This is a genomic window from Peribacillus sp. QJM3NY_7 (genome assembly GCF_056173225.1).
In genome coordinates, this window is sequence record NZ_CM149663.1 from 922,080 (window position 1) to 938,346 (window position 16,267).

The window sequence follows — 16,267 nt, forward strand, 5'->3', positions numbered from 1 at the left end:
AACAGAAAGGTGATGAACCATGTCAAACGTTGCTAAATTTCGTGATTTTTTAACTAGTGAGAAAATCTATATGAATGAGTTGAATGAAGATGGCACCACCTTTTTTAGAGCCGAGCAAAAGTTAAAGGACGGGTGGAAGGTCCTTTTAGTATTTGCTTTCAATCAAGATGAAAATGTGGCGGACTTATTTTGCTTTAATGTCGCCGAGTTGAAGAACCCTGAAAAGAAACAGGATGTACATACACTGTTGAATGAATTTAATGCTAATTTCAGGTATTCCAAGCTGTATGAAGAAAATGGGACCATTTCGATTCGTTATTCATACTCCATTGAGGGGGATATCGTACCGGATCTGGCGTTCAGGAAGTTAATCATGCTGCTAGAAACGGCACAGCAGGTTTATCCGCGTTTAATGGAAGTCATTTGGTCTTAAATCATCATATAGGATGAAAAAAGTTCTCTGAATCAGAGGACTTTTTAACATACTTACTAGAGTGAATGAATATATTAACGTTACAATACGCTAATTATTAATTTTTTTTAAAAGAACTATTGCATTTTTTCACATTAAACTATATAATTAATTTTGTTGATTGGTAATTCGACAAACTTCTACAAGAATATGCGGGTGTAGTTTAGTGGTAAAACCTCAGCCTTCCAAGCTGATGATGAGGGTTCGATTCCCTTCACCCGCTCCAATACATACTCATAACGTAGGGTTTCGTTACCTGGAGAACGAAGCTTTGCGTTTAAATATTATTACAAGAATTCTACTGTTTACAGTGGGATTTTTTTATTGTCCAAATTGCCTGCATTTCATCGAAGCGGTAATACAGTATGTCATACCCGAAAAATTTTGATTATCCTTCATCCGGGAATTTCGATGCAGCACAAACTTAGTCAATATGATTAACTACGTTAGTAGAATCAGTTTGACTAAGTTTGTGCTTTTTTGTTAATGGGGAAGAGAAAGGCGTGCCAGGCTTATGTAGCATCGATGATTATCAATCGAAAGGCAGAAAGTAACCATTGTAAATCGGCTAGCCGGGACCCCGGAGACGTTTGCTTTGATGAGGCTTCGCAGACAGTCGGAGGGAAGGGAACGGGTTTCTGGGGTAAAACGGAAAGTGTTTTTGAGGGTTAGCAAATCTGATCGTTGATTTCCACTACAGGCACTCGCTTTCCGCGGGCGGTCCGGGAGCCTCCTTGTCCACGCTTTTCCGCAGGAGTCTCGTACCTTACGTTCCAATCAACTGGAATGTTCTTTTAAATAAAAACCGCAGGCTAGACTCATCTTGAACCAAGTTTATGACGAGGTGATCCTTGAGGTTTTTTTACAGTAACCCATAAAGGATGTAAAAAATTTGCGACACTCCTGCCAAGTAACTGGCTAGCCGAGATCCCGGAGACGTTTACGTAGAGGAGACTTGGCAGACAGACGGCGGAAAGGGAGTGGATTTCTGGAATCGACTGGAATGAAATATTAAGAAAAAACCGTAGGCTGGACATCCCGAACCAAATTTACGAGGTGATCCTTGAGGTTTTTTACATTAATCCTTAAAAGATGGAAGAAATATGCGACACTCCTGCCGAGTAACTGGCTAGCTGAGACCCCGGAAACGTTTACGTCGAGGAGGCTTTACAGACAGTCGGCTGAAAGGGAGCGGATTTCTGGGATCGACTGGAATGAAATATTAAGAAAAAACCGTAGGCTGGACATCCCGAACCAAGTTTAAGACGAGGTGATCCTTGAGGTTTTTTACATTAATCCTTAAAGGATGGAAGAAATATGCGACACTCCTGCCGAGTAACTGGCTAGCCGAGACCCCGGAGACGTTTACGTCGAGGAGGCTTGGCAGACAGTCGGTGGAAAGGGAGCGGATTTCTGGAATCGACTGAAAAGAAATTTTTAAGGTATGGATCGATCGGTTAAATAAAAGGATACCGCGGACTGGTTTTATTAAGTGGAACAATAATGAAAAAACCCCTTCCGATTGTGGAAAGGGTTTATTTCCGTTCAATTTTAATTATCCTTCCATAATCGAGTAAGTCCCTTCACCACCGTGGATTTCAAGGAACATGTCCATCAAGGATTTCGTTAGCTGATTTGCTTCCGTGGTTGAAGTATTGGGTTGTAAATAAATGATTTGGATGGCTTTTTTCGTTTCCTCAGTGACTTTCGTGCGTTCTGAATCAACGTAGGGACTTCCGAATGCGCCAGCATGATCGGCTGAGGTAATCATATTTTCCATGGAATTGAAGCGGCCGTTCAAACCGTCATACCCATCTGCCCCCTCGCCAATCTTAATCGAGATGTCTCCCGTTAATTTTTCAGCATCATAAATGCCGATCGGAACTTCATATAACAGTGAAAAGAAGTTATTCAAATCGATGGCCGAATGGATGGGTGTCAAGTAATTCTGTTTTTTCACGCGGCGGTATAGGGCTTCCACGGATGGACGATACCGTGACGGGTTTGTTCCTGTAGCCTTGAAAATTTCCCGCCACACTTTAATGCCGGAAAAGTCGGTCAATTCCTTTTCTTCAAGGTCGAAGAAAAGAGCTTCCTGAAATAGTTGAAGTCTTCCTTTCACCATTTGCGGGGAGGGACCGACTTCGATGTTTTCATATGTAATGACCCCGACTTTGAATTCAGGGATTTTACTGCTAAGATTAGCTGATACGGTAATTTCCAACCGTTTCACCTCCAAAAATGATTGCAATTAGTTTATCATAGATAGCAATGGTTTGAAATGGATTCAAGCTTCAATGGGAATACTGAATGAACGTAGGTGATTAATATGGATATGAACTCATTCAAGCAAGAAGTGATTTTATATAGTAAGGAAATCGGCATCGATAAAATCGGCTTTACTTCGGCTACGGCTTTCACCGAACTGAAAGGTCGGCTGATACGTCAACAGGAACTGGATTACCAGTCAGGGTTTGAAGAAGCCGATATAGAAAAAAGGGTAAGGCCTGAATTGATATTCGATAAACCGCAATCCATCATTTCGATTGCGCTTGCTTATCCTTCGAAATTGAAGGATGCTCCGCAAAGTACAAAAAGTGAACGCCGCGGGATCTTTTGCCGGGCGTCTTGGGGAACGGATTATCATACCGTTCTCCGTAATAAATTGCAGTTACTTGAGAATTTCATTAAAGATAAAGTGCCCGGGGCAATGATGAAGTCCATGGTTGATACGGGTGAGTTATCAGATAGGGCAGTGGCTGAGCGTGCAGGTATTGGCTGGAGTGCAAAAAACAGTATGATCATCACACCGGAGTTCGGGTCTTATGTATACTTGGGTGATATGATCACCAACCTGCCATTTGAACCGGATCAACCGATGGAAGATCAATGCGGGACATGCAATAAATGTGTCGATGTTTGCCCGACTGGAGCCCTCGTTCAGGGCGGACAGCTAAATTCCAAGCGTTGCATTGCGTTCTTGACACAGACAAAAGGTTTCCTTCCGGATGAGTTCAGGACGAAAATAGGCAATCGTTTGTATGGATGTGATACATGCCAGACCGTTTGTCCGAAAAACAAAGGAATGGATTTTCATTTTCATGAAGAAATGGAACCCGATCCCGAGCTGGCGAAACCGCTGTTAAAACCCCTGCTTACGATTTCAAATCGGGACTTCAAAGAGACATACGGCCATGTATCTGGCTCTTGGCGCGGTAAAAAACCAATCCAACGAAATGCCATTTTAGCATTGGCCCATTTCAAAGATGAAACGGCATTGCCTCTATTGATACAGGTCATGAAGAATGATCCGCGACCTGTCATCAGGGGGACGGCGGCCTGGGCAGTTGGGAAAATTGGCCGGGAGAAGGCTGTTTCCGCATTGGAAGAAGCACGAATGAAGGAAAAGGATGAAGAGGTATTGGTGGAAATTGAGAAAGGACTGCAGTTTACCTTGGAAACAAAATAATATTTAAAATGCAGCCGCCTCGTAAATATAACGGGGCGGCTTTTTGCTTAAGATATTTCGGAAGCTTCAAGGAAAATCTTTATAAAAAGTTTCATTATGGAGGATTGAAACTCCCACATTTATGAAGTTGTGTTTTTGTCCATGCCCTCGTACATACACATTAGCATAGATGGTAAGAAGGAGGGCATGAACTTGAGGGAACAATTGCAACGCCTTTTACAAGAAAGAGTGGAGTTTTATACTACAGATGATCTGGAACGGGGTGAAAGGAAGTTACATTTGAAGAAGAAAATGTTGAGGAACCGCGCCGCCGAAATTGTTCGGGTGAATGCGGCAGGCAAGGTACATTCGAAAAGAAAGGAAGACAATGATACAGTCCTGACCTATCATGTCCATCTGCAATATTTATTGAAACAGGAAGATTCATTTTATATAGAAGAAGAAATGGAAGAAAGGGAGGCACGGTTTCGAAATGGGTATATAGTGGATGAAAATGAGTTGATTCCCAGCTTTGAAACCGAAGAGGCACCGCCAAAAAGTGATCCAGGCGCAGATCGTCTTGCATATAAGTATGATCGAATGAAGGCTGTTCAATATGCCGAGCGTTGGTGGAATGAATTCAATCCGGCTTATCATAAATTCACCGATGATTGTACGAATTACATTTCACAATGTTTACATGCAGGGGGAATACCGATGTGGGGGGCGCCAAATAAAAATAAGGGCTGGTGGATAAGGGGGAAAAGCTGGAGTTATACATGGACGACAGCCCATTCTTTATATCATCTGCTTAAAGCCGGGAATGCCATCAGGACAAAGCGGGTGGAGTCGGCCAAGGAATTGAATTTGGGCGATATCCTCTGCATAGATTTCGAAGGGGACGGACGGTTTGACCATAACTTGATTGTAACGGCGAAGGATCAGGACGGGATGCCGCTTGTGAATGCACATACGATGAACAGTCGTCACCGGTATTGGACGTATGAGGATTCAACCAGATATACACCGAACATCGTTTATAAATTCTTTGTGATTTTGGATGGAGGGTGATAGGTTTTTAGTCTTTTTTGTTTAATGCTATAATTAAGGTGAAGTTCAAACTAGAGGTGAAAATGAAGTGTCAATACATGTAGTTTTATATCAACCACAGATTCCAGCAAATACAGGAAATATCGCAAGAACATGTGCAGGGACGGATACGTCTTTACATCTCATTCGCCCGCTCGGTTTCTCGACGGATGACAAACAGCTCAAACGGGCCGGGCTCGATTACTGGGAGAATGTAAAGATCCATTATTATGATTCGTTAGAAGAGTTTTTTGAAAGAAACGCCGGCGGTGAATTTTATTACTTGACGAAATTCGGGGAGCAGCCGCATTCCAGCTTCGATTACAGTGATCAAGAAAGTGAGATATTCTTCATTTTTGGCCGTGAAACGACGGGTCTCCCGAAAGATCTGATCCAAGAAAATATGGATCGGTGCCTGCGGATTCCAATGACGGATAAAGTACGTTCCCTTAATCTGTCGAACACGGCAGCCATCTTGGTTTATGAAGCACTTAGACAGCAAAATTACCGTGAATTGGATTTGAAAACAAAAGGTTGAGTTTCATCAATACTGTCATCGGGGGCATTTCAGCCCCGATGATGGATACTTTACATATTCTTTAGGGGTGGGAGCATTGAATAACATTATTGAGAAAATTTTAGATCACCGTTCCATTCGTTCTTTTGAGGACAAGTTATTGTCTGGGGAGCAAATCAATACGATTGTGGAATGTGCCCAAGCTGCATCGACTTCAAGTTATATTCAAGCGTATTCAATCATAGGGGTAACCGACCCGGAAAAGAAAGCCAAGCTTGCCGAACTTGCCGGACCACAGTCATATGTAGAGAAGAATGGACATCTATTCGTCTTTTGCGCCGATTTATATCGTCAGGATATGGTTTCCGAAATGGAAAACACGGACCTGTCCGAATCGATTGAAAGTACCGAGAAATTCATGGTTGCCTGTATTGACGCGGCTCTAGCGGCCCAAAATGCAGCATTGGCGGCAGAATCGATGGATCTAGGCATTTGCTATATAGGCGGAATCCGCAATAATCTCCCGGAAGTGTCAGCGATTTTGAATATACCGCATCGTGTTATACCATTATTCGCTCTAGCGGTCGGATATCCGAAAAACCATTCGGATAAAAAGCCGCGTTTGCCAGTGTCCAACATTTATCATGAAAATGGATATCAGGGGGATAAGCAAGAGTTCATCGGACAACTTGAAGAGTATAATGAAACGATTTCCAGTTATTATGAGCTTCGGACTAAAGGTAAACGAAAAGAGACCTGGACCGGGCAAATGGCAGGAATGCTTGGAAAGAAAAGCAGGCTGTACATGAAGGATTATGTTGAGAAGCAAGGATTTAAGAAACATTGATTAATGAATACGGCCTATTAGGAATATTCTTGCCAAAGTGCTGAGTATGAGCCAAACAGTACAGATCCCGGGAACGTCTCCGGGATCTTTATTGTTTTCATTGTCAGTCGGTAATACGGACCGGCCCCAAAAATCCTGTCAGAAATTCTTCTTATATGACCATGAAATTACCATTGACAATATATTTAGATAGAATTATAGTAATTAAGTAGTGGATAATGATAATCATTTTCATTTGAGTTTTTACTTACCTATTTTTTTCAGTAAATGGAGGTTAAAAAATGGTTCGCCTATATACAGAGAATTTGAATATTGGTTATGGTGAACGTTTAATTGTAAAAGATCTCAGTGTGGAAATACCAGATAAAAAAATCACAACGATCATCGGTTCAAATGGATGTGGGAAATCGACACTTTTGAAAGCGATCACCAGAATCATTCCAAATCAATCAGGTACGGTTGTTTTAGATGGGGTTAATATCTCAAAAGAAAGCACTAAGATCCTTGCAAGAAAAATGGCCATACTTCCGCAGACACCCGAGAGTGCAAGCGGATTGACGGTTGGGGAGCTCGTATCATATGGGCGCTTTCCCTATCAAAAAGGTTTTGGGCGCCTGACCCAAAAAGACTATGATGTGATTGATTGGGCACTTGAAGTGACCGGCACGAAAGACTTCAAGTTCCGTCCCGTGGATGCTCTTTCAGGAGGTCAGCGCCAGCGTGTTTGGATTGCGATGGCTCTTGCCCAGGAAACGGAAATCATCTTCCTTGATGAGCCGACCACCTATTTGGATATGGCCCATCAGCTGGAGGTTCTGGAATTATTACAGAGGCTGAATGTAGAACAGGGACGTACAATTGTCATGGTTCTTCATGATTTAAACCAAGCTGCTCGCTTTGCCGACTATATCATTGCATTAAAGGACGGGGAAATAGTCAAAGCAGGAGATTGTGAAGAAGTCATCACTCATGAAGTTCTTAAGGAAGTATTCCATATTGATGCGGTAATCGGACGAGATCTACGAACGAACAAACCAATGTGCAGCACATACAACTTACTAAAAGGAGATTTGACAGCCAATGAAAAAGATAATGTTTCCGTTTATACTGCTGTTAGTGTTAATTATTAGCGCTTGTGGTAACGAGTCAGCCGAAAAAGAAAAAAGCTCCGCTTCCAAAAAAGAAAAATCAGGTACCATCACCTATCAATCTGAAAATGGTCCTGTTGAAGTTCCCGCAGATCCTCAGCGTGTTTTAGTACTATCATCTTTCGCAGGTAACGTAATGGCTTTGGATGTTAACCTTGTAGGGGTTGATTCCTGGTCTAAAATGAACCCGAATTTTAAAGAGTTAAAAGATGTGGAAGAAGTGACGGACGAAAACCTGGAAAAGATCATCGAGTTGAATCCGGATTTAATCATTGGTTTATCCACGATTAAAAATGTCGATAAATTAAAGGAAATTGCTCCAACCGTAACTTATACATACGGAAAAGTTGACTATTTAACACAACATGTAGAAATCGGTAAACTTTTGAATAAAGAAAAAGAAGCTCAAGCATGGGTGGATGATTTCAAAAAACGGGCAAAAACAACTGGTGATGAAATTAAAGCCAAGATTGGAGAAGATGCTACCGTTTCCGTTTTCGAAAAGTTTGACAAACAGTTCTATGTATACGGTGATAATTGGGGACGTGGAACGGAAATCCTTTATCAAGAAATGAAATTGGGTATGCCTGAAAAGGTAAAAGAAGTGGCGCTGAAAGATGGTTACTTTGCCTTATCATTAGAAGTCCTTAAAGACTATGCAGGTGATTATGTGATTTTGAGCAATAACAAAGATCAGGACAATTCATTCCAACAAAGTGACACGTTTAAAAGCATACCTGCCGTTAAAAACAATAAACTGTATGAAGCTGATGCAAAAAAATTCTACTTTAATGATCCAATCACATTAGATTACCAATTAGACTTCTTTTCCAAAAGTTTTCTTGGAAAATAATACAGCGAGGGAGAGGGATTCCAATTCCTCTCCTTTTATTCTATAAAAAAAGAAATGAGAGAGACAGATGACTAATGAAAATCAACGTTTCATCCCATTTATAAGTAAACTGATCATAGCGATCGTCGCCTTTATAGGCATGTTCATTATTTCAATGGCATTTGGTGCGGCTGATGTTACCGTTAAAGACGTCTGGCAAGCACTGACATCAAATGCTGTCGGTGAAAAGATTTCAATCATTCGGGAAATCCGCTTCCCTCGTGAAGTGGGGGCAATCTTTGTGGGTGCAGCCCTTGCCGTTTCTGGGGCCATCATGCAGGGAATGACAAGAAATCCACTTGCCGATCCCGGGTTGCTTGGATTGACGGCAGGAGCCAATGCAGGTCTCGCCATCACTTTGGCATTCATTCCAAATGCTAATAATTTAGGGATCATGATTGCGTGTTTTATAGGTTCCGCTGTCGGGGCAACCATGGTTTTCGGAATCGGTACGATGAAAAAGGGAGGATTTTCACCTTTGCGGATCGTTTTGGCTGGTGCTGCAGTCTCTGCATTCCTATTTGCCGTTTCGCAAGGGGTCGGCATATATTTCAAGGTATCAAAAGATGTATCGATGTGGACAGCTGGCGGGAATATCGGAACTTCATGGGAGCAGCTTCGTGTAATCGTTCCGTTCATTTTAATGGGCATCCTCATCTCCCTTATCTTTTCCAGACAGCTCACCATACTTAGTTTAAGTGAAGAAGTGGCCGTAGGCTTAGGGCAAAAGACAACACAGATAAAGGCGGTTCTCTTCGTGGTCATCATTCTCCTGGCAGGGGCTGCCGTTGCGCTTGTCGGAAATATGGTGTTCATCGGGTTAATGGTCCCACATATCGTTCGGGCTATCGTGGGTACGGATTATCGATTCATCCTCCCTATGTCTGCGATTTTGGGAGCCACTTTCATGCTGCTTGCCGATACGATCGGCCGTACGATCAATTCTCCATATGAAACACCTGTGGTAGCGGTTGTTGCGATGATAGGTTTACCTTTCTTCCTCCTAATCGTGCGTAAAGGAGGTAAAGCATTTTCATGATCCAGTCAGCTTTAGTCAAAAAACAGCGTTGGATAATAGGTGCATTGAGTGCACTCATCATCATTACGATCATTATAGGGACGTGTTCGGGCTATTCCAATCTTTCTATAGGACGACTGTTTCCAACGCTCTTCGGGCAAGGGACGTTTAAAGAGGAATTCATATTATTTTCCGTCCGCTTACCGCGTATCATCATCACCCTTTTAGCAGGCATGGCCCTTGCACTGTCGGGAGCCATTCTACAAGGGATCACACGTAATGATTTAGCCGATCCCGGAATCATCGGGATCAACTCAGGAGCAGGTGTTGCCATTGCCGCATTCTTTCTGTTTTTCCCGCTTGACGCTGGTTCTTTTGTTTATATGGTTCCGCTTGTTGGTTTTATCGGAGCGTTACTGACGGCCTGTTTAATATATATCCTCTCATACAAGAGGAAGAGTGGACTTGAACCCGTCCGGTTAGTGTTGATCGGCGTAGGTTTTTCAATGGCGCTTTCAGGCCTGATGATTGTCCTCATTTCGTCAGCGGAACGAGCGAAGGTCGATTTCATCGCAAAATGGCTGGCAGGAAATATATGGGGAACGGATTGGCCTTTCATTTGGGCAATCATTCCATGGTTAGTCATCCTTATTCCATTCACCTTATATAAAGCAAATCGTTTGAATCTGCTTGGTTTAAGTGAACCGGTCGCAATTGGGGTCGGTGTATCGATTGAAAAGGAGCGGATTGTACTGCTGATCACGGCTGTGGCACTGGCAGCGGCTGCCGTTTCTGTTACAGGCGGAATTGCATTCATTGGACTTATGTCCCCGCATATAGCAAAATCCTTGGTAGGACCTCGAAATCAACTATTCATTCCGGTTGCCATTTTAATCGGTGGATGGCTATTGCTGCTTGCCGATACGATAGGCCGAAATATAATTGAACCCGAGGGGATTCCCGCAGGTATCATGGTTGCATTGATCGGTGCACCTTATTTCATGTATTTATTGTTGAAAAAATAAGATATTGTTAAAATCCCTTGAAATCATTCAGGGGATTTTATGTTTTTTGGTTCTTCCGTAATTTTTCGTAATTAATCATGTATTATCTATATCTATTTATTTCATCAGGATTCAATCGTTTCGCTTCGAAATAAAATACTTGAATAAACTTTTTTGTATTTACCCGGGTAGGTGTAAGAACGATTTTTGAATCATTTTGCAGTTCTTTCATCTTTTGGCGAACGACTGTGAAATCAAAAAATTTGGAAGCGTAATTTTCAAACTTCGGATTCGAAAAATCCGTTAAACCTAGCGAAGCGAAATGATTTAACGAATGGTTAATCGTTCTGCGTATTCTCTGTTCGGCAGCTTTTATTTCACGATTGATATCAACCGGCAAAGCTGCTGTTCCGAGCTTTTTTTTGGTGATTTCTACAAAGATTTCTTTAAGGGTGGGGAATTGCTTTCCAAAAGTAAAAGTGCGTTCATACATAAATAAATACTGAAGCATTTCCATTAAATCTTTTGCACCATTTTCTCCAACGACCCCTAATTCCGATAAAAGGAATTCACCCACCTCTCTTATACTTTTTTCATTAAAACTATTGGAATTATCAACTTTTGGCTGTTCAAAGTTCAATACACTATTTAAAGAGGCTTGGATATTAGTGATCGATCTTTCTAAATGGATGCGTTCCATGACTTTTCGAATGACTGTCAATATCTCAATCCGATTGATTGGTTTAGTAATATAATAATCGATTCCGAGCGAGTAAGCCTCGCCAATCAACTCCTTGGATTCAACCTGCGAAATCATTATTATTTTCCCGTTAAATGTACTTTTTATATGACGAAGTGTCTCAATGCCATCCCGGATGGGCATTAATAAATCAATAAATAATATATCAATTTGTTTTAAATTCAAAATATGCCCTTCTAATAGACTGCCATCTTCCGCTTCCTCCACCACTTCACCTAAATCTTCGTTTTCTATAATTTGGCTTAAGTTTGAACGTATGGCACAATCATCATCTGTTATAAAAAAACGCATGGAATCACCCTTTCTGAATCAACTTCTGGATTGGTAACTTTATTGAAAAAACAGCGCCATTAAAACTATTCTCAAATAGGATATCCCCTCCCAGTTCTTTCACGACTTCTTTAACATATGAGAGTCCAATCCCTGTTGAAGGTGTCCCGAACTGATCATACTTTGATGTAAAACCAGGTTTGAATATGACAGTCTGATATTTTTGAGGAATTCCAGGTCCGGTATCAGCAACTTTAAATTCTACATTGTCACTAATTTCAAACAAACTTAAACGGACGATTCCCTTTTCTTTAATTGCTTCCACTGCATTGGCGACTAAATTATTGAAAAGAGATAACACAGTATATACATGATAGGGTGAATCGTTTTTTCCTTCCAATGAGTATTCAAATTGAATGTCCTTTCCTAATGATAAGGCATATTTTTCATTAATTCGGATAATTAAATAAAAAAGTTCAGCAGCATTCATATAATCTTTAAAACTCTCATTGGAGATCAATTTGGAGAGACCAGCAAAAATCCGTTGATTATCTTTCTTGACTTCATGCATTTCACCAGCGATGCGTAATGCTTTTTGACTATATGGCTCTGTAAGATCATGAAGTTGCTTTTCCCTTTTTTCCAATGCTTTTAATTCGCGATACAAATCATATGATTTCTTTGTAATATTCTCAGCATTTTTTAATGTTTTTTTTAAATGAATCGTTTCCTCGTATAAATTGGAAATGAGCATCAGCATATGTTCATTTTGTTTTCTGATTTGCCTCTCCCTTGATTGTGCTTCATAAAGTTTCATCATATTAAAAAAGCTCAAAACGATAAAACTGTGGCCGAATGCGATCACGATCATCTCATTTAGTGAACCAAACGTAATCGTTGTTTCCAACACAATATATTGAAAGATTAATTCTACGGAGTCGGACAATATTTCGATAATGAGACCAATAAATCCAATAATCAAAGTTCGGCTTTGAAAGCGGTTGATTTTCGCAAAATAGAATAGAACGGAATAGGTAAAATAAAAGAAAAAACTAGGATAATGAGCGTGAAATGCGGAAATCCAGGAGAAATTATCCTGCATGAAAAAGTCGATTAGAATGCGAAATATCACAACCATTGTTCCAGTCAAGATGCCCGAAAATATGGCAGGCGTTTTTTGTAATAATAGTAAAAAGAAGAAAAATGCAGGCACACCAAAACTTACCCGAAACGTTTCATTGAAAGGATAAAAACTCAATTCGCCTGCTAATGGCACAGTTAACAACATCAAAGCAAGGACATAGACCTCTTTTTTCATTAACGTACTGAGATACAAGTCGTCACCTCCTAATTTGTTTAAAAAATCAGTATACAGTTTCATCGGCTTCAATACAACGCTTACTTTTTCCTGAATAGAACGGCTTATAATCAATTATGGCAAAACCAAATTGTTTTTCTATCCACAAAAAATGGTAACGGGACATGTGAGATGATCACGTTTTTTTAGTGGATTTTTATTTTTTAGATTTTGTAGGTTTTTGTATGATTATGTAGTTCCCAATTTAAAATTAAGCAGAAAGAAATTTTTGAAAGCGCTTAACAATTTTTAGAATATTCATTATTTTTTCATCGAATCTAGTAATGGCATTCGGTAAAACGCTCATATTGAAAATATAATGATACAACAATTGAAGAGGTGGAAGAATGTGATTGAAGAATTGTCAAAAGAGTATGACATTCACGTTAATAGTCAAAGAAAATCCGACTTAGATGAATGGGTAGCATATTACAGATCCTTTGCTATTGAAGGACAAACCGCTAATTATATACCGGCATTGAGAAATGCACATTTATCGCAATTGGGCATTACCATACTGGAGCCGGGTGGAACAATGATCAAGTCAGGGGATTGGGAAGTTCCTTTCACGCTGCAAAGTATTTCAAAAGTGCTTAGCTTTATAGCCGCATGTATGGGTCGCGGCATTTCTTATGTGTTAGAGAGGGTCGATGTGGAACCGACTGGGGATGCTTTCAATTCAATTATTCGTTTAGAAATGCATAAGCCGGGAAAGCCGTTCAATCCTATGATAAATGCGGGGGCGATTACAGTAGCTTCGCTTCTCCCAGGGGATTCTTCACAAAATAAATTGGAATTTCTCTATGAGCTATTTGAAAATTTGTTAGGGAAGCGCCCGACAATCAATGAGGAAGTGTATCAATCTGAGTGGTTAACCTCTCATAGAAATAGAGCTTTGGCTCACTATTTGAAAGAGACGAATTATTTGGAATCGGAAGTAGAGGAAGCTTTAGAGGTTTACCTCATGCAATGTTCCATAGAAGTGACCACAGAAGACATAGCCCTCCTTGGACTGATTCTTGCTCAAGATGGTTACCATCCCGTTCGTAAAGAACAAGTAATCCCTAAAAAATTGGCTAAGCTTGCCAAAGCATTAATGCTTACTTGCGGTATGTACAATGCTTCGGGGAAATTTGCGGCTTTTATTGGGGTGCCGGCCAAAAGCGGAGTATCTGGCGGGATTATGGCACTAGTTCCTCCAAGTGCCAGAAGCGGAATGCCTTTTCAAGATGGATGTGGCATTGGTATTTATGGACCAGCCATCGATGAATATGGGAATAGCGTAGCAGGTAGTCTGTTATTGAAACAAATGGCACAAGAATGGGATTTAAGCATTTTCTGAAATGCAGAAAAATTTGGTTCCGGTGTAATTAATAGAAGCAATAAGGGGAGATCTTTAAGGTTTCCTCATCAATTTTCAAACTTTTACAAGAGGTGATGTAAATGCAGCAATTACTTTAAGATGTAATTGGGCGCACTACACGAATCATTAATCCAGTTACTTTTAAACGTAAAGAATAATTTTAGAAAGCATGGTGAAAAATGTATGAATAATATGCAGCGAAAGATGGGAACATTTTCGTTAATGATGGTGGGACTCGGGTCAATTATTGGCTCAGGTTGGTTATTCGGAGCTTGGAGAGCGGCACAGATTGCAGGACCCGCTGCCATTATCTCTTGGATTATCGGGATGGTTGTTATTTTATTTATCGCACTATCTTACAGTGAATTAGGGTCTATGTTTCCTGAAGCTGGGGGAATGGTAAAATACACGCAGTACTCTCATGGTTCTTTTTTAGGGTTTATTGCAGGCTGGGCAAACTGGATTGCAATCGTTTCCGTAATTCCAGTTGAAGCGATTGCTTCTGTTCAATATATGAGCTCATGGCCATGGGAATGGGCACGGTGGACACATGGTTTAGTAGAAAATGGAAGTCTTACTGGGGGAGGCTTGGCAATTGCCTCTGTATTGCTGATCGTCTACTTTTTATTAAATTACTGGACAGTCAGTTTGTTTTCGAAAGCTAATTCATTCATTACAGTCTTTAAGGTTATTATTCCTGGACTTACGATTGGCTCACTTTTATTTGCCGGGTTTCATGCATCCAATTTTACATCTGCAGGAAGTATCGCTCCTAATGGATGGGCAAGTGTACTTACTGCTGTAGCAACTTCTGGTATCATCTTTGCATTTAACGGTTTTCAAAGTCCAATTAACATGGCAGGTGAGGCAAAGAATCCTGGACGTTCGATCCCAATTGCAGTAATTGGCTCCATTTTAATTGCAACGGTCATCTACGTTCTATTACAGGTTGCATTTATTGGAGCCGTTGACCCGTCCATGATTGTGAATGGATGGCAACATTTGAATTTCAATTCACCGTTTGCTGACTTAGCAATTGTTTTAGGCATAAACTGGTTGGTTATTTTACTATACGTAGATGCTTTTATTTCTCCTTCGGGGACAGGAATAACATACACGGCGACAACGTCACGAATGCTTTATGGAATGGAAAAGAATAAATATTTACCAAGCGTGTTTGGAAAACTGCATCCTCTTTATGGTATCCCGCGTCAAGCCATGTTTTTTAATCTAGGCGTATCTTTCTTATTTTTATTCATGTTTAGAGGCTGGGGCGTATTGGCAGAGGTTATTTCAGTTGCGACTTTAGTCTCTTATATTACAGGTCCAGTTACTGTAATGACATTAAGACGCACAGGTCAGAACTTGTACAGACCATTACGTTTAAAAGGATTAAGCATCATTGCACCACTGGGCTTTGTTTTTGCTTCTTTGGTTCTATATTGGGCAAGATGGCCGCTTACAGGTCAAGTATTATTTATCATTATGGCTGGTCTTCCCGTTTATTTCTATTATCAATCAAAAATAAAATGGAAGGGATTCCGCCAAAACTTTTCAGCAGGGCTTTGGATGGTTGTTTACTTACTCTGTATGATGACCATTTCATACTTAGGCAGTGAAAAGTTTGGTGGACTAAATATAATCCCATTTGGTTTGGATATGGTCATCATTACATGTTTATCACTAATGTTTTATAGTTGGGCATTAAAGAGTGGTTTCCAAACGGAATATTTGGAACAAGGACAAAAAGTAAATGAAGACTTGAGATCGATGGAGAACAACGTTTCAGCTCAAACTGATAAAAAGAACGCTGTATAAATGATGAAGCCTATTCGTTTGGCATGCTCAATAAGCCATTCGTGAATGACTTCGAAAGTGCTTCTATATTTATATATAGATGAGGAATAAAAAAAGGGACGGCAAATTTAATTTGCTGTCCCTTTTTTTGGAGTTTTAGAAAAGGCTGTTATTTTTTATTTCACACCTGGTTTATCGTCATACCCGGCAGTGAAGATAGCGGCTAAAAATGTTAAAGCAACTGCAACGATAATAACTGTGCCCATGTTGTGACCTCCCTTTACC

14 protein-coding genes and 1 tRNA gene are annotated in these 16,267 nt (G+C 40.5%); 12 read left to right on the forward strand and 3 right to left on the reverse strand.

All coding sequences use genetic code 11. From position 1 onward, the window contains the following. The first annotated feature begins 19 nt into the window (after positions 1-19). Entirely contained in the window at positions 20-433 is a 414-nt protein-coding gene (locus AC0VX1_RS04385; protein WP_053533892.1) for a YbjN domain-containing protein, read from the forward strand. Positions 434-624: 191 nt separating this feature from the next. Further along, a tRNA-Gly gene (locus AC0VX1_RS04390) sits at positions 625-698 on the forward strand. Between the two features lie 1,329 nt (positions 699-2,027). Here the strand turns inward: AC0VX1_RS04390 and AC0VX1_RS04395 are convergent. Then, positions 2,028-2,696, reverse strand: coding sequence for a B3/B4 domain-containing protein (locus AC0VX1_RS04395; protein WP_057275618.1), 669 nt, complete (start codon positions 2,694-2,696; stop codon positions 2,028-2,030). A gap of 105 nt (positions 2,697-2,801) precedes the next feature. Between AC0VX1_RS04395 and queG the strand changes: the two genes are divergently transcribed. From queG to AC0VX1_RS04435, 8 genes are all read left to right on the forward strand, one after another. Further along, positions 2,802-3,941 carry a tRNA epoxyqueuosine(34) reductase QueG gene (gene queG / locus AC0VX1_RS04400; protein ID WP_475470066.1) on the forward strand — a complete coding sequence of 380 codons (1,140 nt, stop codon included), beginning with the start codon at positions 2,802-2,804 and terminating at the stop codon, positions 3,939-3,941. Positions 3,942-4,133: 192 nt separating this feature from the next. Continuing rightward, positions 4,134-4,991 (forward strand): amidase domain-containing protein, encoded by an 858-nt coding sequence (locus tag AC0VX1_RS04405; protein ID WP_475470068.1) that lies wholly within the window; start codon positions 4,134-4,136, stop codon positions 4,989-4,991. Positions 4,992-5,058: 67 nt separating this feature from the next. Beyond that, a complete protein-coding gene (gene trmL / locus AC0VX1_RS04410; protein ID WP_034315177.1) occupies positions 5,059-5,547 on the forward strand; it encodes a tRNA (uridine(34)/cytosine(34)/5-carboxymethylaminomethyluridine(34)-2'-O)-methyltransferase TrmL in 489 nt (162 codons plus the stop codon). A gap of 76 nt (positions 5,548-5,623) precedes the next feature. Beyond that, positions 5,624-6,373: an oxygen-insensitive NADPH nitroreductase gene (gene nfsA / locus AC0VX1_RS04415; RefSeq protein WP_475470070.1), complete on the forward strand. Its 750-nt coding sequence runs from the start codon at positions 5,624-5,626 to the stop codon at positions 6,371-6,373. Between the two features lie 281 nt (positions 6,374-6,654). Beyond that, positions 6,655-7,503 carry an ABC transporter ATP-binding protein gene (locus AC0VX1_RS04420; RefSeq protein ID WP_413011630.1) on the forward strand — a complete coding sequence of 283 codons (849 nt, stop codon included), beginning with the start codon at positions 6,655-6,657 and terminating at the stop codon, positions 7,501-7,503. Continuing rightward, a complete protein-coding gene (locus AC0VX1_RS04425; protein WP_475470072.1) occupies positions 7,454-8,374 on the forward strand; it encodes an iron-hydroxamate ABC transporter substrate-binding protein in 921 nt (306 codons plus the stop codon). The genes AC0VX1_RS04420 and AC0VX1_RS04425 overlap by 50 nt, the downstream gene beginning before the upstream one ends. A 67-nt stretch (positions 8,375-8,441) precedes the next feature. Continuing rightward, the gene (locus AC0VX1_RS04430) at positions 8,442-9,452 is read left to right on the forward strand and encodes a FecCD family ABC transporter permease (protein ID WP_034315169.1); all 1,011 of its coding nucleotides are present in this window, start codon (positions 8,442-8,444) and stop codon (positions 9,450-9,452) included. Continuing rightward, positions 9,449-10,456 (forward strand): FecCD family ABC transporter permease, encoded by a 1,008-nt coding sequence (locus tag AC0VX1_RS04435; protein ID WP_057275625.1) that lies wholly within the window; start codon positions 9,449-9,451, stop codon positions 10,454-10,456. The genes AC0VX1_RS04430 and AC0VX1_RS04435 overlap by 4 nt, the downstream gene beginning before the upstream one ends. A gap of 82 nt (positions 10,457-10,538) precedes the next feature. On the opposite strand, the gene AC0VX1_RS04440 is transcribed toward AC0VX1_RS04435, so the two are convergent. Next, positions 10,539-11,486 carry a response regulator gene (locus tag AC0VX1_RS04440; protein WP_034315164.1) on the reverse strand — a complete coding sequence of 316 codons (948 nt, stop codon included), beginning with the start codon at positions 11,484-11,486 and terminating at the stop codon, positions 10,539-10,541. Between the two features lie 4 nt (positions 11,487-11,490). Then, the gene (locus AC0VX1_RS04445; RefSeq protein WP_034315597.1) at positions 11,491-12,753 is read right to left on the reverse strand and encodes a sensor histidine kinase; all 1,263 of its coding nucleotides are present in this window, start codon (positions 12,751-12,753) and stop codon (positions 11,491-11,493) included. A gap of 421 nt (positions 12,754-13,174) precedes the next feature. On the opposite strand from AC0VX1_RS04445, the gene AC0VX1_RS04450 reads away from it, so the two are divergent. Both AC0VX1_RS04450 and AC0VX1_RS04455 read left to right on the forward strand, forming a co-directional pair. Further along, on the forward strand, positions 13,175-14,164 hold the full coding sequence (locus tag AC0VX1_RS04450) for a glutaminase (RefSeq protein WP_413022322.1): 990 nt from the start codon (positions 13,175-13,177) through the stop codon (positions 14,162-14,164). A 204-nt stretch (positions 14,165-14,368) separates the two neighbouring features. Continuing rightward, positions 14,369-16,003, forward strand: a complete 1,635-nt coding sequence (locus AC0VX1_RS04455; protein ID WP_063577250.1) for an APC family permease — start codon at positions 14,369-14,371, stop codon at positions 16,001-16,003. Positions 16,004-16,267: the final 264 nt, after the last annotated feature.